18 protein-coding genes are annotated in these 22,946 nt (G+C 62.7%); 8 read left to right on the forward strand and 10 right to left on the reverse strand.

Annotated elements, in window-relative coordinates; translation table 11 throughout:
* Positions 1-393 precede the first annotated feature (393 nt).
* From ACYCFC_RS01770 to ACYCFC_RS01780, 3 genes are all read left to right on the forward strand, one after another.
* Positions 394-2,361 carry a DUF1302 domain-containing protein gene (locus ACYCFC_RS01770; protein WP_459652963.1) on the forward strand — a complete coding sequence of 656 codons (1,968 nt, stop codon included), beginning with the start codon at positions 394-396 and terminating at the stop codon, positions 2,359-2,361.
* 101 nt (positions 2,362-2,462) lie between these two features.
* A complete protein-coding gene (locus ACYCFC_RS01775) occupies positions 2,463-3,824 on the forward strand; it encodes a DUF1329 domain-containing protein (RefSeq protein WP_459652964.1) in 1,362 nt (453 codons plus the stop codon).
* A 244-nt stretch (positions 3,825-4,068) separates the two neighbouring features.
* The gene (locus ACYCFC_RS01780; protein ID WP_459652965.1) at positions 4,069-6,690 is read left to right on the forward strand and encodes a LuxR C-terminal-related transcriptional regulator; all 2,622 of its coding nucleotides are present in this window, start codon (positions 4,069-4,071) and stop codon (positions 6,688-6,690) included.
* Positions 6,691-6,700: 10 nt separating this feature from the next.
* On the opposite strand, the gene ACYCFC_RS01785 is transcribed toward ACYCFC_RS01780, so the two are convergent.
* The 10 genes from ACYCFC_RS01785 to ACYCFC_RS01830 form a co-directional block, all read right to left on the reverse strand.
* Positions 6,701-6,952, reverse strand: coding sequence for a DUF3509 domain-containing protein (locus ACYCFC_RS01785; RefSeq protein ID WP_459652966.1), 252 nt, complete (start codon positions 6,950-6,952; stop codon positions 6,701-6,703).
* 116 nt (positions 6,953-7,068) lie between these two features.
* Complete coding sequence (locus tag ACYCFC_RS01790; RefSeq protein ID WP_459652967.1) at positions 7,069-7,332, reverse strand: YebG family protein; 264 nt, start codon at positions 7,330-7,332, stop codon at positions 7,069-7,071.
* Between the two features lie 79 nt (positions 7,333-7,411).
* Positions 7,412-7,876 carry a multidrug transporter gene (locus tag ACYCFC_RS01795; RefSeq protein WP_459652968.1) on the reverse strand — a complete coding sequence of 155 codons (465 nt, stop codon included), beginning with the start codon at positions 7,874-7,876 and terminating at the stop codon, positions 7,412-7,414.
* A gap of 173 nt (positions 7,877-8,049) precedes the next feature.
* Positions 8,050-8,844: a class I SAM-dependent methyltransferase gene (locus ACYCFC_RS01800; RefSeq protein ID WP_459652969.1), complete on the reverse strand. Its 795-nt coding sequence runs from the start codon at positions 8,842-8,844 to the stop codon at positions 8,050-8,052.
* Positions 8,831-9,619 (reverse strand): ABC transporter ATP-binding protein, encoded by a 789-nt coding sequence (locus ACYCFC_RS01805; RefSeq protein ID WP_459652970.1) that lies wholly within the window; start codon positions 9,617-9,619, stop codon positions 8,831-8,833. The genes ACYCFC_RS01800 and ACYCFC_RS01805 overlap by 14 nt, the downstream gene beginning before the upstream one ends.
* Positions 9,616-10,596 (reverse strand): FecCD family ABC transporter permease, encoded by a 981-nt coding sequence (locus tag ACYCFC_RS01810; RefSeq protein WP_459653940.1) that lies wholly within the window; start codon positions 10,594-10,596, stop codon positions 9,616-9,618. The genes ACYCFC_RS01805 and ACYCFC_RS01810 overlap by 4 nt, the downstream gene beginning before the upstream one ends.
* 124 nt (positions 10,597-10,720) lie before the next feature.
* Positions 10,721-11,743 carry an ABC transporter substrate-binding protein gene (locus ACYCFC_RS01815; protein WP_459652971.1) on the reverse strand — a complete coding sequence of 341 codons (1,023 nt, stop codon included), beginning with the start codon at positions 11,741-11,743 and terminating at the stop codon, positions 10,721-10,723.
* Positions 11,740-12,267 (reverse strand): DUF2478 domain-containing protein, encoded by a 528-nt coding sequence (locus ACYCFC_RS01820; protein ID WP_459652972.1) that lies wholly within the window; start codon positions 12,265-12,267, stop codon positions 11,740-11,742. Before ACYCFC_RS01820 ends, ACYCFC_RS01815 begins: the two co-directional genes overlap by 4 nt.
* A gap of 53 nt (positions 12,268-12,320) precedes the next feature.
* A complete protein-coding gene (locus ACYCFC_RS01825; RefSeq protein ID WP_459652973.1) occupies positions 12,321-14,321 on the reverse strand; it encodes a TonB-dependent receptor plug domain-containing protein in 2,001 nt (666 codons plus the stop codon).
* A gap of 193 nt (positions 14,322-14,514) precedes the next feature.
* Positions 14,515-14,979, reverse strand: coding sequence for a DciA family protein (locus tag ACYCFC_RS01830; RefSeq protein ID WP_459652974.1), 465 nt, complete (start codon positions 14,977-14,979; stop codon positions 14,515-14,517).
* A 230-nt stretch (positions 14,980-15,209) separates the two neighbouring features.
* On the opposite strand from ACYCFC_RS01830, the gene secA reads away from it, so the two are divergent.
* The 5 genes from secA (at position 15,210) to ahpF (ending at position 22,902) form a co-directional block, all read left to right on the forward strand.
* On the forward strand, positions 15,210-17,948 hold the full coding sequence (gene secA / locus ACYCFC_RS01835; RefSeq protein ID WP_459652975.1) for a preprotein translocase subunit SecA: 2,739 nt from the start codon (positions 15,210-15,212) through the stop codon (positions 17,946-17,948).
* A 111-nt stretch (positions 17,949-18,059) separates the two neighbouring features.
* Positions 18,060-19,277 (forward strand): bifunctional glutamate N-acetyltransferase/amino-acid acetyltransferase ArgJ, encoded by a 1,218-nt coding sequence (gene argJ, locus ACYCFC_RS01840; RefSeq protein WP_459652976.1) that lies wholly within the window; start codon positions 18,060-18,062, stop codon positions 19,275-19,277.
* A 175-nt stretch (positions 19,278-19,452) separates the two neighbouring features.
* Positions 19,453-20,394, forward strand: coding sequence for a Nudix family hydrolase (locus tag ACYCFC_RS01845; RefSeq protein WP_181086778.1), 942 nt, complete (start codon positions 19,453-19,455; stop codon positions 20,392-20,394).
* Between the two features lie 211 nt (positions 20,395-20,605).
* A complete protein-coding gene (gene ahpC / locus ACYCFC_RS01850; protein ID WP_459652977.1) occupies positions 20,606-21,169 on the forward strand; it encodes an alkyl hydroperoxide reductase subunit C in 564 nt (187 codons plus the stop codon).
* A gap of 167 nt (positions 21,170-21,336) precedes the next feature.
* Positions 21,337-22,902: an alkyl hydroperoxide reductase subunit F gene (gene ahpF, locus ACYCFC_RS01855; protein ID WP_459652978.1), complete on the forward strand. Its 1,566-nt coding sequence runs from the start codon at positions 21,337-21,339 to the stop codon at positions 22,900-22,902.
* Positions 22,903-22,946: the final 44 nt, after the last annotated feature.

The raw sequence follows: 22,946 nt of genomic DNA on the forward strand, positions 1-22,946 counted from the left end.
CGATTGTTTCCTTTCACCTCAAGCATTGCGCCGCGGTAACGTTTCGGTGCTCATGCTCTCCTGCCAAAGTATTGCTTGGTCGATTCTCCCTTGCTGACGTCACGCGCCGCGGGCGCTTGGGCAGGGCTGACGAGGGCGCGATTCTCCGTTTTTCTGTATACAGGGTCGCAACAGCTCTATTCCGGGGCTTGCATGGGCGGTGCTGGCGACTAATCTGTTGCATAGCCTGGCGGCAACGAATCTGGCCATGCCATGCAAAATGCTGCCGAAGCCCAGAGCTGGCAAGGCTGTTAATACTTAAGGACTACAAAGCAAATCAAACCTTAGTGCGCTTAACCCACTGCCGGCGTGTGGTTAGGGTGGAGCGTACTTTGAACCAACCAGGAGCGCCTCATGACAAAAACAACAAGGCAAGGATACTTCCAGCCCAAAACACTGGCCCTTGCCGTTGCGCTGGGCACTGCTGCACCGGCTTATGCAGTCAATTTCAATATCGGGGAAATCGAGGGGCAGTTCGACTCTTCCATGTCCATCGGCGCAAGCTGGTCCATGACTGATCGGGATATGGACCTGGTGGGTGAGGCGAATGGAGGTACTGGTTATACCCAGACTGGCGATGATGGCCGGTTGAATTTCAAGAAAGGCGAAACCTTCTCGAAGATCTTCAAGGGCGTACACGACCTTGAACTGCGTTACCGCGACAGCGGTGCCTTCGTGCGTGGCAAGTATTGGTACGACTTCGAGCTGAAGGATGAAAGTCGTCTGCACAAGGACATCAGTGACGACGGTCGCAAGGTGGCTGCAAAAGCTTCCGGCGCCGAGATTCTCGATGCCTTCCTTTATCACAACTACTCCATCAGCGATTTGCCGGGCACCGTGCGGGTCGGTCGGCAGGTGGTGAGCTGGGGCGAGAGCACCTTTATCGGCAACTCGATCAATTCGATCAACCCGGTCGATGCCGCCGCTTTCCGCCGCCCTGGTGCGGAAATCAAGGAAGGCCTGATTCCGGTCAATATGCTGTACCTCTCTCAAAGCCTGAGTGATCGGTTGAGCATGGAGACCTTCTACCAGTTGAGCTGGAAGCAAACCGTCGTCGATAACTGCGGCACGTTCTTCTCCTCGGCTGATGTAGCGGCCAATGGCTGCAATGACAATTATCATATTCTCAACAGCGAGCTGATCAGCCTGCTGGGGGGGGTAGATGCGCTGAATGCCGCGTCTGCGGTGCTGCCTGTAACGCTGGCTCCTGTCAGTACGTCTGACGTCGGTCTGAACTATAGCCAGGAAGGCATGTTGGTTCGTCGCGGCAAGGACAACACGGCGCGCGACGATGGTCAGTGGGGTTTGGCCCTGCGCTGGCAGGGTGACAATACCGAGTACGGCGGCTACTTCATGAACTACCACAGCCGTACGCCCTTCCTTAGCATGCAGAATGCGGATGCGTCGGCGCTGGCGGGTATTCCGGGTGCCATGCAGAGCATCTATAACACTCTTGGCGCGAGCCTTTTCGGTGGGCCGGCTGGCTGGTTGGGTACGGGCGCCTATTGGGGGGCAGGGGGTACTGGCAATCCGGGGGGAGCGGGCTACAACGCCGCATTGGGTGCGCAAGCCCAAACCCTGGCTGCTGCAGCCGTGGCGGTCGGCAACGGTCGTTACTTCATGGACTATCCTGAGGACATCCGCCTGTATGGTCTGAGTTTCTCCACCGTACTGCCTACCGGCACTGCGTGGCAGGGCGAGCTCAGCTACAGGCCGAACGCTCCGGTACAGATCAATACCCAGCAAATGACCCTGGCTCTGGCCAATGTGGTGACGGGAGGGTCGGCACCGGGCGCCATACAGAGCGGTTATGACCGTAAGGAAGTCACTCAGATTCAGACCACCTTCACCCACTTCTTCGATCAGGTTCTGGGGGCTTCGCGCCTGACGCTGGTAGGTGAGGTTGGTTTTGCCCACGTCGGCGGTCTGGAGAGCAAGAGCAAAAACCGTTATGGACGCGATCCGATTTACGGCATTACTGGAAGTGCCGTGGACCCGAATGAAACCTCGCTGGCACGTTATGGCGACCATGGTTTCACCACTGCCAACTCCTGGGGCTATCGCCTGCGCGCACTGGCTGACTACAACAACGTATTCGCCGGCGTGAACCTGACGCCGAATATCTCCTTCTCTCATGACGTCGATGGCTACGGCCCCAACGGCCTGTTCAACGAAGGTGCCAAGGCGGTCAGCATCGGGCTGGATGCCGTCTACCAGAACACCTACACCGCCAGCCTGTCCTACACCGACTTCTTCGGCGGGGATTACAACACGCTGGTTGACCGTGACTTCCTCGCCTTCAGCGTAGGCGTGAACTTCTAAGGAGCCTTTGCTCTAGACCTGCCGAGGCGCCCTGACGGCGCTCGGCAGATCAGGTACAAGCAAGGCTGCGGCCAAACAAGATCTAGAGGAACTGGAAATTTATGAAAACAACAAGAAAACTGTTCAGCGTCCTGGCCTTCTCGCTGCTTGCAAGCAGCGTGATGGCTGCCGTTTCACCGGAGGAAGTCGCCAAGCTGGGCACGACTCTGACTCCGCTGGGCGCCGAGAGAGCCGGTAACGCCGATGGCAGCATCCCGGAGTGGACCGGCGGTCTGAAAACCGATGCCGCACCGCTCAAGAACGGCCACCTGACCAACCCGTTCAAGGACGAGCAGCCGAAGTTCGTCATCACCGCGCAGAATGCTGAGCAGTACAAGGCCAACCTCACTGCAGGCCAGATGGCGATGTTCCAGCGCTATCCGGATACCTACAAGATCCGCGTCTTCCCGACCCACCGGACCTCGGCGGTGCCTGACGCGGTTTACGAGGCAGCCAAGAAGAGCGCGGCCAATACCGAGTTGGTCGAGGGCGGCAATGGGGTGAGCAATTTCACCGACAGCCGTTACTACGCCTTCCCGATTCCCAAGGACGGTCTTGAGGTGATGTGGAACCACATCACCCGTTACCGTGGCGGAAACGTCCGTCGCAACATCGCGCAGGCCACTCCGCAGACCAATGGCAGCTACACGATGGTGCATTTCGAGGATGAGGTGGCTTTCCCGTCGGAGATGAGCGATCTGGATCCCGAGCGCGCCAAGAACGCCTTGCTGTTCTTCAAGCAGCGCGTGACCGCTCCGTCGCGTCTGGCCGGTAACGTCCTGCTGGTGCATGACTCGCTGGATCAGGTGAAGGAGCCGCGCCAGGCGTGGATCTACAACGCCGGGCAGCGCCGCGTCCGCCGCGCTCCGCAGGTCGCCTACGATGGTCCGGGTACCGCCTCCGACGGCATGCGCACCACCGATAACTTCGATATGTTCAGCGGCGCGCCGGATCGCTACGACTGGAAGCTCATTGGCAAGAAGGAGCTGTACATCCCGTACAACAGCTACGAGATCGCTTCCAGCGATATCAAGTACAGCGACATCATCAAGGCAGGTCACGTCAACCAGGATCTGGCGCGCTATGAGCTGCACCGCGTCTGGGAAGTCGAGGCCACGCTCAAGAATGGCGAGCGTAATATCTACGGCAAGCGTCGCTTCTTCATCGATGAAGACAGCTGGAGCATCGTCCAGTCGGAACTGTATGACGGACGCGGTCAGCTGTGGCGTGTAGGCGAGGCCCACATGCTGCAGTACTACCAGCACAAGGCGCAGGCATACGCCCTCGAAGCCTTGTACGACATCATTTCCGGTCGCTATATCGCCATCGGCATGAGCAACGAAGAGAAGCCCCATGCCTACGGCCATCGCGCTTCGGCACGGGACTTCACACCTGCTGCGCTGCGTAATGCGGGGGTGCGTTGATCGAGAACATCCTGCGTTGAACGAAGGCGGCCAAAATGGCCGCCTTTTTTATTTTCGCAACGAAAGATGATGGTTTTTGGCCATTAAGCAGGGCGGATGGTCTCGCGCCACCTCTGTGAGTCGACAAAAGGTTCGGAATCGTGCAGCGTTGTGAGCGCAAAAGCGCGGCGGCAGGCTCCAATGGGAGCCAATGCGGCTGTGCTCACTGCTTTCTCATGGATCGATAGAACAAGAGAGCCTCACCATGTCCGTCCGCTTCAATCCCGGTGCGATCAGCACGGAAGCCGCCGCGCAGGTTCAGGTCGCGACTATTCCACGCCTGCCACCAGCGCATATTCCCAGGCCCCGCCTGATGGGCGTCCTGCTGGAAGCCCGTTGCCGACTGCGTCTGATCTGCGCGCCAGCGGGGTTTGGCAAAAGTGTGCTGTTGAGCGAATGTGCTCGCCGGGTGCCCGCCGATACGCATCTGATCTGGCTCGACCTGGGTGGCCGACCTTTTTCCGCCGAGGCGCTGTATTCGCAGCTCAGCCGGTACCTGGGCGGCTCGCCAACGCCGACAGTGGATATCCAGCAAGACCTGGTCAGCCTGTTGAGTGCGTCTCGGCAACCGTTGTGGATCATGCTCGATGACTATCCGAGGCAAGTGGCGCCGGCGTTCGATGCCTGTCTTGACATGTTGCTCGAACAAGGACCCGAATCCGTCAGCTGGTGGGTCAGCAGTCGTCGTCAGCCTGCATGGAAATTGCCTCGGCTGTTGCTCCAAGGCGATCTCTTCGAATTGCAGGGCGAAGCGCTGGCGCTGACCGCCAGCGAACTGAGGCAGATACTCAAGGCGCATCGTCTGGATCTTACCGAAGATACCTTCAAGCAATTGCTGGCAGGTAGTGAAGGCTGGTTGGCGGGGGTCAGCCTGTTGCTGTTCAATGCCGACGAGCAGGCAGTGCGCGAGCGCCTGCTGGCCGGAACGCCATTGCTCAGGGATTACGTACAGCGTGAAGTACTGGAGGGGCAGAGCGAGGAGATCTGTCGGGCACTGTATGCGCTGGCACGCCTGCCGCGTTTTTCCCCGCAGCTGTGCGAGCATGTGCTTGACGGGGCCGGCAGCAACATTCTCGATGTGTTGAAAACCTTTCAGCTGTTCATTCGCCAGATCGACAACTGTGGCGAATGGTTTCGTCTGTGGCGTCCGTTGGCGCTGATACTGCAGCGCATGCCGGAGTCGCTATCGCCCACCCAGACCCATCTGCGCGCCTGCCAGTGGTTTGCCAACCGTGGAGAGATGCGCGAAGCGGTCGAGCATGCCCTGTGGGCCGGACAGCCGGAGGTGGCTGCCAATTTTCTGCAGCGCTACGGGCAGGAGCAACTGCTCATCGGCGACAACGTTTCGCACTTTTTGAAGTGGCGCAGCGAGTTGCCGCAGGACCTGTTCGCCAGCACCACACGGCTGATCGTGCTGCAGGGATGGGCCTTGCTCATTTCGGCTCGGCTCGACGAAGTGGACGATTGTCTGGCCGATCTGGCCAAGTTCTTCCCGCAGCCTGACGCCCGGCGCCAGGCCCAGTTGCTGGCGCAGTGGCAGGCGCTACGCGGCTTCCTGGCGCGCCTGCGGGGTGAGCCCCAAGCTCGGGGTTATTGTCTGCAGGCGCTGGAGGTCCTGTCGGATCATGCCTGGGCGCAACGTGTGCTGTGCTATCAGGTGCTGTGCCAGCAGGCGATGGCCGAAGGCCAGCTCGAGCTGGCGCAGCAGTACAACAGCGAGGGCGTGAAACTCGCGCGGCTCAAGGGCAGTGTGCTGTACGAGATGATGCTCAGCGTTGATCGCATTCAGTTGCTGGAGCTGACCGGTGAGTTCGAGCGCGCTGTAGGTGTGCTCGATGAGTCACTGATGGTGCTGCGTGACAGTGTCGGACACAGCCCGATCATTGGCCGCCTGAAGTTGCTGCAAGGGCATCTGCTGGCCTATCAGGGGCTGGATGAGCCGGCTCGGGAAGCTTTCCAGCAAGGACGGATCGAGACCGAAACCTGCGGCGATTCCTACGTGTTCTTCGGCTATGCAGGGTTGGCCGAGCTGGCTGCGCGCAATCAGGAATTTCCCAGCGCCTATCATTGGCTGCGCGAGGCGGAACGGCTGACGCAATGGCGGCACGTACCGGAAGCCCGCTTTCGTGGCATTCTCCTGTTGATCACAGGGCTGACATGGCTGCATCAGGGGCAGTTGAGAAAGGCCCGTAGCGTGCTGAACCAGGTGCTGGAACTCTACGAGGGCCATGCCTACCTCGCGCCTTCAGGCTTTTACGAGCTGTTGCCACGGGTGCAGCGCTATCTGGCGATCATCGATATGCTGGCTGGTCGTTGCTCGCTGGCCATCGAAACATTGTGCGAGCTGATCGAGCAGAACCTTCGCGTGCAGCGGCTGGGCCTTGCCTGTGAATGTCGTTTCACCCTTGCCGAAGCGCTGCAGCTCGATGGCCGGCATGAAGAGGCGGAGCTGGAGTTGCGCAAGGCCCTGGGCGAGGCGGCAAAACAGCAGATGGTCAAGCCGCTGTACGAGCTCCAGCATCGCCAGCCGCAGTGGCTCGCCAAGATATTGCCTGCCGGAAAAGGCGAGCGCCTGCGTGATCGGCTTCTACAGTTCGAGCGCGAGCCGGAAGACCCCCTGGCGGTCGGTGATGAGGTGATGCTGAGCAATCGTGAACTTGCCGTGTTGCGGCTTATTGCCCAAGGCTGCTCGAACCAGGAGATTGCCGAGCAGCTGTTCATTTCACTGCATACGGTCAAGACCCATGCGCGGCGCATCAACACCAAGCTGGGCGTGGCGCGCCGTACCCAGGCGGTGGCGCGGGCCAAGGCGCTGGGCTGGCTCTGAGGCGGGGCAATCAAAAAGCGACGGAGCGCGGCAGAGGTATATCCTGGCTGCGTTCGATGGCGAGACTGAACTGCAGGCTGGTGATCAGGCGTTCGAGCTGCTGCTGATCACGCCACTGCCGGGTGCTGATGAAGCGCTTGACCGCCACCCCAGCTGTATCAGTGAGCGTCAGCAGGATGCTGCCGTCGGGCTTCTCGATGCTGAAATTGACGCAGTAGTCCGGTTGGAATACGTCACTGATTTGCTTGAATGGGCTTTCCATGGGGTATCCGATTGAAGGCTGCGTTCAATGGACAGGGGCGGTAATGACTAGTTTCGCCCGGCGGACGGGTGCCGCCGTGACAAAGGGAAGCAGGCGCTGAGTAAGCTCCTCGAGGTTCAGGACGTGCCTTCCGATGCGGGAAGCTCGGCCAGGGCCTCGGGATTGTTTCTGAACGCCTTGGCGAACAGTTCCCGGTGCCTGGCCATATAGATGCCGATGTCCTCGGCCTGCTGCTCGCTCAGCGAAGGCGACGCCTGCTGCAGAACGGTCGCCAGTGCTTCGGCGAGTTCGAGCATCTTGTCGTGACGGTCGGCTTCTGCTTTATCCATGAACAAACGCTCCAGATCCCGGCTGCTGCGGTACACCACTTCAACGGCCATCCACTACCTCGGCTCAATGTATTGATACTGGTTTTTTATACAGCATAAATCGGCTGGCCCGAATTGGAAAGCGCTTGAGTCAGTGGGCGAAGTGCCCTTGCAGTCGTTCGGCGCGGAATTCCAGGGCGCTGGCGCGGTATCCCGCACGCAGCATGGGCAGCGGCAGGCAGGACTGCCAGCGCGCGCCAGGCTGCAAATCGCCTGCTCCGCCGTATTGCGGCGCATCGTAATTGGAGCCGACCAGATTCAGCGCCGAACCGGGTGAATGAGCCGTCACGTTCCAGCGCAGGCTGCGCAGGGGTTTCGGGCTGTGGTTGTCGAGGGTGACCTGCAGGGGGCGGGTTGCCGGGCAGGTATCGGGTGCATAGACCAGGCGCAGTTCGAGTTGCGCCAGCAGTTGGGCCTCGCGCTGTTCCTGCCAGATGACCCAGGCGGCGACGAGGCCCAGGCCCAGCAGTGCGCCCAGTGATATAGGCAGTGCGCGCAGGGGGTAGCGGATCAGCAGGATCAGCCAGGTGACGATGAGCAGCGCGCCGATCAGCATGCTGATGCGCCTGATGCCGGTGTGCCTGTCGAATCGGACATCGAGACCTCGCTCTTGATTAACCGGGGGTGTTGGCAGGGGAACCCTGTGCAACACAGTCATTGAGTCGAACCCGGAACATCATGCGACATACGCATGACCTTTGCATCACTTCGACCATGACTTCAATGGCTCTAGGACGGTACGGACCAGCCGATAAACGCCCAGCGCATCGGCGCGCCGCCCTGCCGGGCGCGTTCCGGATCGGCTCGATACCAGTCGGCGAGTGCCTCGCGCTGCGCATCGTCGAGCGGACCGAGTGACCAGGTGACCTTGTCGGCGAACTCTTCGAAGGTGGCGCAGCCGGCCAGTCGGCTGGGTATCTCTATATAGTCCAGGTGTGGATGGATGCCGCGCCGGTGCAGCAGGTTGAGCGTGTAGATGTAGTCCGGCAAGGCCGGTTGTTCGCGTCCGAGCAGGCTGGCGATGGTCGGGTCGATGAAGTGTCCACCGGCCAGCTGGGTCATGTAGGCCCGCAGGCGGGTGTGGCGGTGGATCTTTTCCAGCGCGGCGTCCAGATCCTCGACCAGGCCCGAACGCGAGGCGATCAGGATGTCGCAGATCGGCACCTCGCTCCAGTCGTCTTCCCAGGCGCACAGCACGGGATGCACGTTGTCCAGCTCGAGCGCTTCGGCGTTGTCGTTGAGCAGGGCGAGCATCGCCGGGCTGTAGTCGAGGGCGTAGATCTCTTCCAGGCGCGGGGCCAGGGACAGGCAGAGGGTGCCGGGGCCGCAGCCGATGTCCAGCAGGCTGCGGGCGCCGTCGAGGTTCATGCGGGCGATGAAGGCGTCGGCGTAGTGGCCGCCGAGCGGCTTGCGGTCCATCGTCAGGGCGCGCTTGTCCCACTCTCTGGCCGGTTTGGGCCGATAGGAGGCGAGCTGCAGGTGTTGGCGATAGCGTTCTGCGAAGTCGATGTCAGCGAGGCTCATGGTGGCTCCCGGAGGTCAGGGTGGTCAGCAGCTGCACTTGACGGGCGATCTGCTCCGCCGGCAGGTCATACAGCCAGGCCAGGCGCTGCAGGGTAAGGGTATCCGTACGCGAGCCGCAGTGGGCGATGCGCCCCTGCTTGTAGAGGGCGATCCGGTCGGCGACGCGCAGCGCGTGTTCCGGCTGGTGGGTGCACAGGAGAATCCCCAGGCCCTGGTCGCGCAATGCCCGCAGCTGTTCGAGTACACGCACCTGGTTGCCGAAGTCCAGGCTGGCGGTCGGTTCGTCGAGGATCAGCAGCGCCGGTTCCTGGGCCAGGGCGCGGGCGATCAGCACCAGTTGCCGCTCACCGCCGCTGAGGTGGGTGTAGATACGTGGTGCAAGGTCGAGAATGTTCAGGTGTCGCAGGCAATCGCGTGCCACCTGTCGGTCGTGTGCCGAGGGCTGGGCGAAGGCTTTGAGATGCGCGCTGCGGCCAAGCAGCACCATGTCCTCGACGCTGAACGGGAAGCTCAGGCTCTGCGCCTGGGGCACGTAACCGAGGCATTGCGCCAATCGCCGCCGGGACCATTCGGACAAGGGCTGGCCATCGAGCAGGACGCTGCCCGCCAGGGGCCGCAGCAGGCCGAGCAAGGTCTTGAACAGGGTCGATTTGCCACTGCCGTTGGGGCCGAGCAGGCAGAGAACTTCGCCGCTGTTCAGGCGCAGGTCCAGATTCTGCCCCAGGGGCTGGCCGGCATAGCCGATTGCCAGTGCGCGGGCTTCCAGGCAGTTCATGCGCTGCGCCCTCCACGCGCCAGGAGCAGCAGGAAGAAGGGCGCGCCGATCAACGCCGTGAGGATGCCCAGCGGCAACTCGATGCCGGCCAAGGTGCGTGCCAGGGTGTCGGTGAGCAGCAGGAAGCTGGCGCCCAGCAACAGGCTGGCCGGCAGCAGCCGGGAGAATTCGGGACCGACCAGCAGCCGCGCCATGTGCGGCACGACCAGGCCGATCCAGCCGATGATGCCGGTGATGGCCACGGCGCTGGCGGTCATCAGCGTGGCGCTGAGAATCAGCAGCAGGCGGATACGGCTGATGTTCAGGCCCAGGGCGGCGGCTTCCTCGTCGCTCAGGCTGAGCAGGTTGATGCGCCAGCGCAGCAGCGCCAGGGGCAACAGGCCGGCCAGCATCAGCGGCGCGGCGCTGGCCAGGTCCGCGAAACTGACGCCGTTGAGGCCGCCGAGCAGCCAGAAGGTGATGCTGGGCAGCTGGCTGTAGGGATCGGCGAGGATTTTCAGCAGCGAAATGCCGGCGCCCAGCAGGGTGCCCAGCGCCACGCCGGCCAGCACCAGAACCAGCACCGGGTCGTGGCGCCTGATCCGGCTGGCCAGCAGGTAGACCAGGCTGACCGCCAGCAGGCCTCCGACGAACGCCAGCAGTTGTACCCAGGGCAACGGCAGGCCGAGGAAAATGCCCAGCACCGCGCCCAGCCCGGCACCGGCAGAGACGCCGAGAATATCCGGTGACACCAGCGGGTTGCGAAACATGCCTTGGTAGGCGGCGCCCGCCGCAGCCAGGGCGCCGCCTACCAGCAGGGCGGTGAGAATGCGCGGCAGGCGCAATTGCCAGAGCACGGTCTCGATCTGTTGCGCCGGCGGCTGGCTTGTGCCACCCAGGTGGCTGGCCAGGGAGTCGAGCAGATCGGCCAGGCGCAGCGGGTACTTGCCGGCGAGCAAGGCGATCAGCAGGCTGGCGAGCAAGGCGACGATCAGCAAGGTCCAGGCGAGCCCTGGTGCACGCCGGCTCGTTGGCAGGATTTCCCGCCGGGGCCGGCAATCTGGCTGGCTGAGCGCTTCTGCAAGCCGGTTGCTGGGCAATGGCCGGTCAAGACCCGACTTGTCAGCCATGTGTGTGCCCCGGATGCCCTACCAGCAACCGCTGCAGTTGTGCCTCGTCCAGCTGCATGCCGTAGAACAGTGCGAAGAATTCCCGCACCCGCTGCGGCAAGGCGCCGGCATGTTGTGGGTCGAACGCCGCCAGCCATTCCAGGCCCAGCAGTCGATTGAGGCCGGGTGGTCCGTCCAGCCAGCCGAAAGGCGATTGCGGCACGCTGTAGACACGTCCCTCGCGCACTGCCGGCAGCGCCTGCCAGAGCGAGGACTGGCGGATGTGCCGGTAAAGGCTGGCGTCCTGGCACAGCAGGCTGTGGGGTTGCCAGTCCAGGAGCTGCTCCAGGGAAATCCGCGTCAGTCCGCCGGGGCCGAGTCGCGCGGCGACGTTCTCCAGCCCGGCCAGCTCCACGGCTTCGGCGTGAATGGAGCCGCCCAGCCCGGTTTCCAGGCCGTCGTGGCCACGGGCCAAATAGACCGGACCCAGTGCTGCGCCATGGCTCCTGGCACGCATCAGAATGGCTTCGGCATATTGCGCCAGGCGCTCGCCACGGACCTGGACACCCAGCCGAGCGGCGGCTTCGCGCAACTGACGGGGCGATTCCTCCAGCCGGCCATCGACGAGCAGCCAGGGCAGGCCCGTCTGTTCGCTGGTGCGCAGGGCCAGGGACTGGTAGGTGGCGTCGGCTTCACCGACATCGAGGATCAGGTCCGGCGCCAGGGCCACCAGGGTCTCCAGGGGCACGGTGCTGCCACGTCCGGCCAGGCGACCGATCATCGGCAGGTCACGGACCACGGGGCTGAGCAGGCTGCGCTTGTCCTCGTCCAGTGGCCAGGGCCAGCCCAGCATCTTTTCCGGCGCCAGGCAGCAGAGCAGTACGGCAGCCGGAGCGCCGGCGGCGAACACCTTGCGAACCTGCGTCGCTGGCGGCGTCGGGCCGAACGTGAAAACCAGTGAGTCGCTGGCGCTGGCCAGCGCGGGTAGCAGCCAGGGGCCGACAGCCATGGCCTGGAGCAGCTGCCGTCGCTTCATGCGTTCTGTTCCATGCTGCGGGGCAGGGCGTCGGCCCAACTCAGCAGGGCCTCTTCGCTCAGGGGCAAAAGGCAGTCCTCAGTGCCGACGAAACGTTGCCAGTCGGCCTGGTATTGCGGGCTGACCAGGGTCAGCAGCGGGATGCCTTCGCTCATCAGCGCGAGCATTTCGCTGGCGAACCCTCGCCCTGCGGCCTCCACGGCGCCGAAGCGATTGACGATGACCAGATCCGGGCGCTCATCCAATGCCTCGCGCAGCACGCTGGTGGCCTGGGCAAGCGCGCCGGGGTCGAGGGAGCAGGCATGGGAGCCGGGGCCGAGTGCCTGGGAGATGGCGAAGCTGCGACCGTCACGTATATCGCTGATCAGCATCGGCAGGCGTCCTTGCGGGTCCTTGCCACGCAGGGGCAGCAGCCCGCGTACCTTCCAGCCGGAGGCCTGCAACTGTGCGCAGAACTGGCGGATCAGCGCATCGCCCTCACTGTTTCCGGCATGCAGTACGGCCGCGAAAGGGAAGTGATTCATGTGGCTCTCCATTGCAGGTGCGCAGGGCGCGGCAGGTTCGCGCCCAAGGCCGTTCAGAAGCTGAAGGTGGCGTTGGTGAACAGGGTGCGACCGGGCATCGGGTAGCCGTCGGCGAGTTCGTAGTGCTTGTCGCCCAGGTTGTTCACGCCGGCCTCGAGCGCCAGGTCAGGGCGTGGTTTCCAGACGCCCTTGGCATTGACGGTGGCAAAACTGCCCACGTGGCGGTAGCCGGATGCCGTGGCGTTGCCGCTGCTCACCTGACGGCCTTCCTCGGCATCCAGGCTGGTCTGGAACGCCCATTGCTGCAAGGGGCTCCAGGTGGCGTGGGCGAACAGCTTGTGGCGTGGGGAATCGGTGAGGGGTATCTGGCGATCGCTCATGTTGTCGCGGTCCAGGTAGGTGTAGGCGGCGCCGAGTCGCCATTGCTCGCCGAGCTTCTGCTGCAGGGACAGTTCCAGGCCGCGGTGGCGCGCCCTGGAAATATTCTGTGCCTGGTCGCAGGTCAGTCCGCCACACGCGGTGCTGGGCACGACTGCGGTCTGGATATAGTCGCGAATGTGGCTGTAGAACAGTGACGCTTCGCCGCTGGCGCCGCTCCAGGGCGTGCCACGCAGGCCTATTTCGCCGTGCCGCGCCACTTCGGGGTCCAGGTCCGGGTTGGGTATGGCGCGGCCCATGCGGTACGAGTAGCGATCCTTGATGGTCGGCAGGCGGGATTTGCGCGCCAGGCTGGCATAGGCCTCGATGTCCGGCGTCAGGCCGTGGGCCAGTTCGATCAGGCCATTGGTGGCGCGGGTCGTGCCGGTGGGCAGCAGGTGGGCCTCGTGCGCTTCGCGTTCCTCATGGCTGAGACCCAGCCGCAGGCGCCAGGCGCTGCTCAGCTCGATAAGGTCCTCAATCGCAATCGAGCGGGTTACGTCGCGGAAGTTCTTGTCGTCCTCCTCGTGGCGGTCGTCCTTGTAGTGCAGTGCCAGATGCAGCTCGTGGCCAGCGAGATGGCGGCTGACCAGTTCCACCGCCGCGCCGTAGGTCTTGTCGTCGTAGAGGCTGCGTTCGGTGCGCTGGCTGTAGCTGGCATCGGTGAACATGTCCAGGCCGTTCTGGTACTTGTCGGCGTACAGGCGGGTCTTCAGGGTCAGCGCGTCGCTCAATTCGGTCGAGCTGAGGAAGTACAGGCTTTCCTTGTCCCAGAAGGGCCACTGCCAGTAACGCATGCTGCCCTGGGTGGATTTGCCGGTGTACACCGGATTGCCCTTTTCGCCTTCCTGCTTGCTGTAGGCCAGGGCGTATTCATCGCTGGCGTTGGGGGTGAAGCCGATCTTCAGCGAGGCCTTGCGGTCGGTGCGATAGGCGTTCTGCCGGCGGTCGCCACTGTCGGTCGACGAGGCCTTGTGGTCCTCGAAGCCGCGGCCCAGGGCAAAGCTGTCCGCGTCCAGATAGGAGGCGCCGGCCTGGAAGTACCACAGGCCCTGGTTGGAGCCGACATTGGCGGCGACCTTGCGCTCGCCGCCGGTGGCGAAGCCGATACGCACGTCGCCTTCCAGCTCGCGTAGCGGTTTGCGGGTGATCAGGTTGATGGCGCCACCCATGATGTTGGGGCCGTAGAGCAGCGATGCGGCGCCCTTGGCCACGCGGATTTCGGCGAGGTCGAAGGTGGTGAAGCGACCGAAGTCCACGTAGCCGTCATACGGCACGTACTGCGGAATGCCATCGAGGAACAGCGGCACCTGGCGCGAATCGAAGCCGCGCACGAAGACGGTTTCCTCGTTGCGACTGTTACGCGAGAGATTGACCCCCGGCAGGGTGTTGATCGCGCTGCCCACCGTTTCGCGATTGAAGGCGCGAATGTCGGCGCCGCTCAACGCTTGCTCGCCGACTTCACTGGTGTGCAGGGCCGTGCTGTGAACGACGATATTGCCGAGGTCGAAGACGTTGCCTTGCGCCAGCGCATGGGGCACCGAAAGGGCGGTTAGCCCTGCAACTGAACCGAGAAGACTGGCGAAGCGAATGGTGGCGCGCAGAGGACAGGCGCGATTCCTGGGTTTGGCGGGCATGGTCACTCCGTAATATACGTTGTTATATAGCGAGTAATGAAAAGCTGCCGCTGGTTGCAACTGTCTGGTCAGGGAAATGGGCAGCGGTGCGTGTCTTGCCTGTGGTGACAGGAGAGTCCTGTGATCGCAATATATTTCTGTATACAGCGATAGAAATTGATTGTCATCAATTTGTCAGGACGAATCGCTTGATTCAGTTCTGCTCTGTGGTGGAGCGGCCATGGTTGGCCAGGCGTTCGAGCGCGGCCTTCAGTCGGGGGTCCCTGATGCCGCGCGCGGTCTCCTGGAGATTGTCCGCAGCCTGGGTGGACAACTCTGGCGCCGGGCCGGGTGTGTGCCTGGGAGCTTCGGGGGGCTGGACCTTGAACAGGATGCGGTTCAGGCCTGCGAATGCCTCCATGGCCTGCAACTGGCGTTGCAGACGGCGCTGCTGGTAGCGCAGGCGGGTGGCCCAGTGCCCATCGGTGACGATGAGCAGCAGTGTGCCTTCGCGCCAGGAGGCGACGTGGCAGTGCTCGCGCGCAGCGGGTTGCAACTGGCTTTCAACCAGATGTTGCAGGCGATCGAGCCGTCTTGCCTCGCTGAACAAGGCTTGCAGCGGCTTTGCTTCGCGCAGCAGCGCGGCGGGCGCTCGGGCTGGCGGGGGGCGCAGCGACATGGGGGTATCCGGCAGTGGTGGTAGCGGACCACAAGCTTAGCAGAAGGCCCGTGGCATTCAGGCAGTACAGGTTGACTGCCGGGCCGATTGCTTTGCAGTATGACGGGCTTTCGCCGGTGCGCAGCAGCACCTTTTCTCACCGGCATTTGCGAGTAGAATGCCCCCTTTGCACGCAATCGTGGTGGCCCCGCGGTCGTGTCTCCATCCCCAGCATGGAAGTCCTTGTCGATATGTTTGCGCCTTTAATGAAGAAACTCTTTGGAAGCAAGAATGAGCGTGAGGTCAAGCGCATGCTCAAGGCGGTTCAGTCCGTCAATGCACTCGAAGAGCAGATGCTGTCGCTGTCCGATGAGCAACTGCGAGACAAGACCGAAGAGTTCAAGGCCCGCATCGCCCAGGGCGAGACGCTCGACCGACTCCTTCCCGAAGCCTTCGCCGTCTGCCGTGAGGCGGGCAAGCGCGTCATGGGCATGCGCCACTTCGACGTACAGCTGATCGGCGGCATGACCCTGCACGAAGGCAAGATCGCCGAAATGCGCACCGGTGAGGGCAAGACCCTGGTGGCGACCCTGGCGGTCTACCTCAACGCGCTGGCCGGCAAGGGCGTCCATGTGGTCACGGTGAACGACTACCTGGCCCGCCGCGACGCCAACTGGATGCGTCCGCTGTACGAATTCCTCGGTCTCTCGGTTGGCATCGTCACCCCCTTCCAGCCGCCGGAAGAAAAGCGCGCCGCCTACGCCGCCGACATCACCTACGGCACCAACAACGAATTCGGCTTCGACTACCTGCGCGACAACATGGCGTTCAGCCTCGAAGACAAGAACCAGCGCGAACTGAATTTCGCCGTGATCGACGAAGTGGACTCCATCCTCATCGACGAGGCGCGCACGCCGCTGATCATCTCCGGCCAGGCCGAGGACAGCTCCAAGCTCTATCAGCAGATCAACCAACTGATCCCCACGCTCAGGCAGCACATCGAGGAAGAAGAGGGCGTCGTCACCCAGGAAGGGCATTTCAGCATCGACGAGAAGACCCGCCAGGTCGAGCTCAACGAGCAGGGCCACCAGTTCGTCGAGGAAATGCTGACCGAGGCCGGGCTGCTGGCCGAAGGCGAAACCCTCTACTCGGCGCACAACCTGGGGCTGTTGACTCACGTCTATTCCAGCCTGCGTGCGCACAAGCTGTTCCATCGCAACGTCGAATACATCGTGCAGAACAACCAGGTGCTGCTGATCGACGAGCACACCGGACGTACCATGCCGGGGCGTCGCCTGTCCGAAGGCCTGCACCAGGCCATCGAGGCCAAGGAAGGGCTGCCGATCCAGCCCGAGAGCCAGACGCTGGCCTCGACCACCTTCCAGAACTACTTCCGCCTGTACAAGAAGCTCTCGGGGATGACCGGCACCGCCGACACCGAAGCCTTCGAGTTCATGCAGATCTACAGCCTGCCGGTGATGGTCATCCCGACCAACAAGCCGCTGGCGCGCAAGGACTACAACGACCTGGTCTACCTGACCCAGGAAGAGAAGTACGCGGCGATCATCGCCGACATCAAGGATTGCCAGAACAAGGGCCGCCCGGTGCTGGTCGGCACCGCCACCATCGAGACCTCCGAGTACGTGTCGAAGCTGCTCGACAAGGAAGGCATCGAGCACAAGGTGCTCAACGCCAAGCATCACGACAAGGAAGCCGAGATCATCGCCCAGGCCGGTCGTCCGGGTGCGGTGACCATCGCCACCAACATGGCCGGTCGCGGTACCGACATCCTGCTGGGCGGCAACTGGGAAGTGGAAGTTGCGGCGCTCGAGAACCCTACCGACGAGCAGGTCGCGCAACTCAAGGCCGAATGGCAGAAGCGCCACCAGGCCGTACTCGAAGCCGGCGGCCTGCATGTGATCGCTTCCGAGCGTCACGAATCGCGGCGTATCGACAATCAGCTGCGTGGTCGTGCCGGACGTCAGGGCGACGCCGGCTCCAGCCGTTTCTATCTGTCGCTGGAAGACAGCCTGATGCGCATCTTCGCCTCCGACCGGGTGAAGAACTTCATGAAGGCGCTGGGCATGGAATCCGGTGAGGCCATCGAGCATCGGATGGTCACCAACGCCATCGAGAAAGCCCAGCGCAAGGTCGAGGGACGCAACTTCGACATGCGCAAGCAACTGCTCGAATACGACGATGTGGCCAACGAGCAGCGCAAGGTCATCTACCATATGCGCAACAGCCTGCTGGCCGCCGATGAGATTGGCGAGACCGTTGCCGAGTTCCGCCGCGAAGCGCTCGACAATGCCGTCAACCAGCACATTCCGCCGCAGTCTTTGCCGGAACAGTGGGACATCGCCGGGCTTGAAGAGGTGCTCTACAGCGATTTCGGCACCCGTCTGCCGGTGCAGCAGTGGCTCGACGAGGACGACAAGTTCCATGAGGAAGCCCTGCGTGAGCGCATCCTGCAGGCCTTGATCGAGGCCTACAACGAGAAGGAAGAAATGGCTGGCGCCGAAGCGCTGCGCACCTTCGAGAAGCAGATCGTGCTGCGCGTGCTGGACGACCTGTGGAAGGATCACCTGTCGACCATGGATCACCTGCGCCACGGCATTCACCTGCGTGGTTATGCACAGAAGAACCCCAAGCAGGAATACAAGCGCGAATCCTTCGCCCTGTTCAAGGACCTGCTCGAATCCATCAAGCGCGACGCGATTCGTGTGCTCTCCCATGTTCAGGTCCGCCGCGAAGACCCGGCAGAGGAAGAGGCGCGTCTGCGCCGCGAGGCCGAGCAACTGGCGCAGCGCATGCAGTTCCAGCATGAAGAAGTTTCAGCGCTGGCCGAGCCGGAAGAGCCTGAGGCCCAGGGCGCCGCAGCAGCGCCAGTGATGACGCCGGTGCGCACCGAGCCGAAGGTCGGTCGCAACGAGCCATGCCCCTGCGGCTCGGGCAAGAAGTACAAGCATTGCCACGGGCAGATCCAATAAAGCGCATTGCCTGTTTTTGACCCACGCCGCGACCGGTTCTGCCGCTCGCGGCGTTTTTATCCCTGTTTTCGTCGCGGCCAGCGGGCCGTCAAATTTTGAAGGAGCGTATCCATGGCTGTCGGTCTTGGTCCTTTACCTGTACTGCATCCGGTTCCCGGTTTCGAGCTCGGCATCGCTTCGGCGGGTATCAAGCGACCCGGTCGCAAGGATGTGGTGGTTATGCGCTGCGCCGAAGGCTCGCGTGTGGCGGGCGTCACCACCACCAATGCCTTCTGCGCGGCGCCGGTGCTGGTCACCCGCGAGCGCATGCAGGGTGATGTGCGTTACCTGCTGACCAACACCGGCAATGCCAACGCCGGCACCGGCGAACCGGGCATGCTCAACGCCCGCCGCACCTGTGCCGCGCTGGCTGCGTTGACCTGCGTCGAAGAAAATGCCGTGCTGCCGTTTTCCACCGGGGTGATCGGCGAGCCGTTGCCGGTGGAGAAGATCGAAGCCGCGTTGCAGGCCGCTCTCGATGATCTGTCCGAGGATCACTGGGCCGAAGCCGCCACCGGCATCATGACCACCGATACCCTGCCCAAGGGCGCCAGCCGGCAGTTCCAGCACGAGGGCGTCACCGTCACCGTCACCGGCATTTCCAAGGGCGCGGGCATGATCCGCCCGAACATGGCGACCATGCTCGGCTACATCGCCACCAACGCCAGGGTGGCGCGCGACGTGCTGCAGGATCTGGTCCGCGATGCGGCCAACAAGTCCTTCAACCGCATCACCATCGACGGCGACACCTCCACCAACGACTGCTGCATGCTGATCGCCACCGGCCAGGCGAACCTGCCGGAAATCACCGAGGCCAGCGGCGAGCTGTTCGCCAAGCTGAAGCAGGCGGTGTTCGAGGTATTCATGGACGTGGCCCAGGCCATCGTGCGCGATGGTGAAGGGGCCACCAAATTCGTCACGGTCATGGTCAATGGCGGCATGACCCATCAGGAATGCCTGGACGTGGGATACGCCGTTGCCCACTCGCCGCTGATCAAGACCGCGCTGTTCGCTTCCGACCCGAACTGGGGGCGCATCCTCGCCGCCGTCGGTTATGCCGGTGTGCCGAATCTGGATGTCAGCCTGATCGACGTGTTCCTTGGCGACGTCTGCATCGCCAGCCAGGGCGGACGCTCGGCCAGCTATACCGAAGAGCAGGGCGCGGCGGTGATGGCCCGCGAGGAAATCACCATTCGCATCGAATTGGGGCGCGGCAACTGCAGCGAGACCATCTGGACCACCGACCTCTCCCATGAGTACGTGCGTATCAATGCCGAATATCGGACCTGAAAGCCGATAACAGTGCTTGAGGCGGGAAGGCTGGACGAGAAAAGCCGAAAAGAGCGCTTGAGGCTGGAAGGCTGGGCGAAAAGCTTGACCGGCATTGTCTCGGAACGATGCTGTCCAGCCTCCAGCCTCCAGCCTCCAGCCTCCAGCCTCCAGCCTCCAGCCTCCAGCGAATTTTATGAAACGAATCCACGTCGCCGCCGCAGTCATTCGTGCTGCGGATGGCAAGGTACTGATCGCCAAGCGCCCGCTGGACAAGCACCAGGGCGGGCTGTGGGAGTTTCCCGGCGGCAAGGTCGAGGCCGGTGAGACGGTCGAAGCTGCGCTGGCTCGCGAGCTGGCCGAGGAGCTGGGCATCGCGGTGACGGCGGCGCAGCCGCTGATCCAGGTGCGCCATGATTACCCGGACAAGCAGGTGCTGCTGGATGTCTGGCAGGTCACGGCATTCGACGGCAAGCCCCACGGCGTAGAGGGTCAGCCGCTGGCCTGGGTGGAGCCTGCGCAGTTGTCGGGCTACAGCTTTCCGGCGGCGAACAGGCCGATCGTTGCTGCCGCGCGCCTGCCGGATCGCTACCTGATCACGCCCGAAGGCCTCTCACCGGAACACCTGCTGAGCGGGATGACACGGGCGCTGGATGCCGGTATTCGGCTGATCCAGCTGCGTGCGCCAGCCTTGTCGCATACCGATTACCGGGCACTGGCGGTCGATGCCCTGGCCCTCTGTGCCGGGCGTGCGCAGCTGATGCTCAAAGGTCCTGTGGAATGGGCAGCCGAGTTTCCGGCAGCCGGCTGGCATCTGACGGCGCAGCAACTGCAACAGCATGCCGGGCGAGGCAGGCCGGTTCCGAACGAACAATGGTTGGCGGCGTCCTGCCATGATGTTCGCGAGCTGGACCTGGCTACGGCGATGGGGGTAGATTTCGTCACGCTGTCGCCCGTGCTTCGTACCGCTACACATCCCGAGGCACAGGCGCTGGGATGGTCTCATGCCGCTGAATTGCTGTCAGGCTTCAACCAGCCGGCTTACCTTCTGGGTGGCCTTGGACCTGACGATAGGGCGCAGGCGTTGCGTGCTGGCGCTCAGGGCATTGCGGCCATTCGGACGCTCTGGCCTGCGTGAAGCCTGGCGGCTTTTGCACCGATAACTCATGAGCCGAATTGCCGGTCGATAGCGTGGTCGTAGATGCGGTGCAGATTAAAGAGATAATGGTCGATAGTTGGAATTTATCGTCATTATTCCCTTAATCAATTAACCCCATGCGGCGGACTGCGCTATCGTAGGCCTCGTTAAGTTTTCTGAACCCTAAAGTGAACCCCAAAGGAGTTAGCAGATGTCTCTGATCAACACCCAAGTCCAACCGTTCAAAGTCAACGCTTTCCACAATGGCAAGTTCATCGAAGTCACCGAAGAGTCCCTCAAGGGCAAGTGGTCGGTGCTGATCTTCATGCCGGCAGCTTTCACCTTCAACTGCCCGACCGAGATCGAAGACGCTGCAAACAGCTACGCCGAATTCCAGAAGGCCGGTACCGAGGTGTACATCATCACCACCGATACCCACTTCTCCCACAAGGTCTGGCACGAAACTTCCCCTGCTGTCGGCAAGGCTCAGTTCCCGCTGATCGGCGACCCGACTCATCAGCTGACCAACGCTTTCGGCGTACACATCGCTGAAGAAGGTCTGGCGCTGCGCGGCACCTTCCTGATCAACCCGGAAGGCGTGATCAAGACCGTGGAAATCCACTCCAACGAAATCGCCCGTGACGTCAGCGAAACCCTGCGCAAGCTGAAAGCTGCCCAGTACACCGCTGCCCATCCGGGTGAAGTCTGCCCGGCCAAGTGGAAAGAGGGCGAGAAGACCCTGGCTCCGTCGCTGGATCTGGTCGGCAAGATCTAAAGACCCTGGCTACGATTTGCTCGCAAGATCGTAGAACAGGCTCTAAAGGTTTCGCCCATTTGCCTTGCATGCCATAGGGATTGCCCGTCAATCCTGAAGGCCAGACGCCTGGATGCGGTTTATCCAGGCGTTTTATTTTCTGAATTTTTTGGGAGGCACCGCTGCGCATGTTGGACACCAATCTCAAGACCCAGTTGAAAGCCTATCTGGAAAAGGTCACTCAGCCGTTCGAGATCGTCGCGTCCCTCGATGACGGCGAGAAATCCCGGGAAATGCTGAGCCTGCTGCAGGACATCGCCAGCCTCAGCGACAAGATCACCTTGAAGACCGACGGCCAGGATGCGCGCAAGCCGTCCTTCGCGCTGAACCGCATCGGTGGCGATATCAGCCTGCGCTTTGCCGGTCTGCCCATGGGCCACGAATTCACCTCGCTGGTGCTGGCGCTGCTGCAGGTCGGCGGGCATCCGTCGAAGACCGCGGCGGACGTCATCGAGCAGATCAAAGGCATCGAAGGCGAATACAACTTCGAGACCTACTTCTCGCTGTCCTGCCAGAACTGCCCGGACGTGGTCCAGGCGCTGAACCTGATGGCCGTGCTCAACCCCAACATCCGTCACGTCGCCATCGACGGCGCGCTGTTCCAGGATGAAGTGGAAGCGCGTCAGGTCATGTCGGTGCCGAGTATCTACCTCAACGGCGAACTGTTCGGCCAGGGTCGTATGGGCGAAGAGGAAATCCTCGCCAAGCTCGACACCGGCGCCGCCGCCCGTGACGCCGGGAAAATGAGCGCCAAGGCCGCCTTCGACGTGCTGGTCATCGGCGGTGGCCCGGCCGGTGCCGCCGCTGCCGTCTACGCCGCGCGCAAGGGCATCCGCACCGGCGTTGCCGCCGAGCGTTTCGGCGGTCAGGTGCTGGACACCATGGCCATCGAGAACTTCATCTCGGTCAAGGCCACCGAAGGCCCGCAACTGGCCCGCGCCCTGGAAGAGCATGTGCGCGAATACGAGGTCGACATCATGAACCTGCAGCGCGCCAGCAAGCTGATCCCGGCGGGCGCCGAAGGCCTGCACACCGTCGAGTTCGAGAACGGCGCACGGTTGCAGTCCAAGACAGTGATTCTCTCCACCGGTGCGCGCTGGCGTGAGATGAACGTGCCCGGCGAGCAGGAATACCGCGGGCGTGGCGTCGCTTACTGCCCGCACTGCGACGGCCCGCTGTTCAAGGGCAAGCGCGTGGCGGTGATCGGCGGCGGCAACTCCGGCGTGGAAGCGGCCATCGACCTGGCCGGCCTCGTCGCTCATGTCACCCTGCTGGAGTTCGGCGAGAGCATGCGTGCCGACGCCGTACTGCAGAACAAGCTGCGCAGCCTGCCCAACGTCACCATCCTGACCATGGCGCAGACCACCGAAGTGCTGGGCGATGGCCAGAAGGTCACCGGCCTGGTCTACAAGGACCGCAACACTGACGAACTGCACAACGTCGAGCTGGAAGGCATCTTCGTGCAGATCGGCCTGCTGCCCAACAGCGACTGGCTCAAGGGCAGTGTCGAGCTGAACCGCTTCGGCGAGATCACCGTCGATGCCAAGGGCCAGACCAACATCCCTGGCGTGTTCGCCGCCGGCGACGTGACCACGGTGCCCTACAAGCAGATCGTCATCGCCTTGGGCGAAGGCGCCAAGGCTTCGTTGAGCGCCTTCGATCACCTGATCCGCAGCACGTCGCCGGTTGCCTAACGCAGCGCTGCAACGCAAAAGGGGGAGCAGATTTCGGTCTGCTC

It is taken from the genome of Stutzerimonas sp. NM35 (genome assembly GCF_054604355.1).

Excerpts from the sequence above, each read along its gene's own strand:
- ACYCFC_RS01770 (WP_459652963.1), top strand. The coding sequence starts at position 394 with ATGACAAAAACAACAAGGCAAGGATACTTCCAGCCCAAAACACTGGCC.
- ACYCFC_RS01815 (WP_459652971.1), bottom strand. The coding sequence starts at position 11,743 with ATGAAGCGACGGCAGCTGCTCCAGGCCATGGCTGTCGGCCCCTGGCTG.
- ACYCFC_RS01775 (WP_459652964.1), top strand. The coding sequence starts at position 2,463 with ATGAAAACAACAAGAAAACTGTTCAGCGTCCTGGCCTTCTCGCTGCTT.
- ACYCFC_RS01785 (WP_459652966.1), bottom strand. The coding sequence starts at position 6,952 with ATGGAAAGCCCATTCAAGCAAATCAGTGACGTATTCCAACCGGACTAC.
- ACYCFC_RS01805 (WP_459652970.1), bottom strand. The coding sequence starts at position 9,619 with ATGAACTGCCTGGAAGCCCGCGCACTGGCAATCGGCTATGCCGGCCAG.
- ACYCFC_RS01795 (WP_459652968.1), bottom strand. The coding sequence starts at position 7,876 with ATGCTGATCGGCGCGCTGCTCATCGTCACCTGGCTGATCCTGCTGATC.
- ACYCFC_RS01790 (WP_459652967.1), bottom strand. The coding sequence starts at position 7,332 with ATGGCCGTTGAAGTGGTGTACCGCAGCAGCCGGGATCTGGAGCGTTTG.
- ACYCFC_RS01825 (WP_459652973.1), bottom strand. The coding sequence starts at position 14,321 with ATGCCCGCCAAACCCAGGAATCGCGCCTGTCCTCTGCGCGCCACCATT.
- ahpF (WP_459652978.1), top strand. The coding sequence starts at position 21,337 with ATGTTGGACACCAATCTCAAGACCCAGTTGAAAGCCTATCTGGAAAAG.
- argJ (WP_459652976.1), top strand. The coding sequence starts at position 18,060 with ATGGCTGTCGGTCTTGGTCCTTTACCTGTACTGCATCCGGTTCCCGGT.
- ACYCFC_RS01820 (WP_459652972.1), bottom strand. The coding sequence starts at position 12,267 with ATGAATCACTTCCCTTTCGCGGCCGTACTGCATGCCGGAAACAGTGAG.
- secA (WP_459652975.1), top strand. The coding sequence starts at position 15,210 with ATGTTTGCGCCTTTAATGAAGAAACTCTTTGGAAGCAAGAATGAGCGT.
- ACYCFC_RS01780 (WP_459652965.1), top strand. The coding sequence starts at position 4,069 with ATGTCCGTCCGCTTCAATCCCGGTGCGATCAGCACGGAAGCCGCCGCG.
- ACYCFC_RS01800 (WP_459652969.1), bottom strand. The coding sequence starts at position 8,844 with ATGAGCCTCGCTGACATCGACTTCGCAGAACGCTATCGCCAACACCTG.
- ACYCFC_RS01830 (WP_459652974.1), bottom strand. The coding sequence starts at position 14,979 with ATGTCGCTGCGCCCCCCGCCAGCCCGAGCGCCCGCCGCGCTGCTGCGC.
- ACYCFC_RS01845 (WP_181086778.1), top strand. The coding sequence starts at position 19,453 with ATGAAACGAATCCACGTCGCCGCCGCAGTCATTCGTGCTGCGGATGGC.
- ahpC (WP_459652977.1), top strand. The coding sequence starts at position 20,606 with ATGTCTCTGATCAACACCCAAGTCCAACCGTTCAAAGTCAACGCTTTC.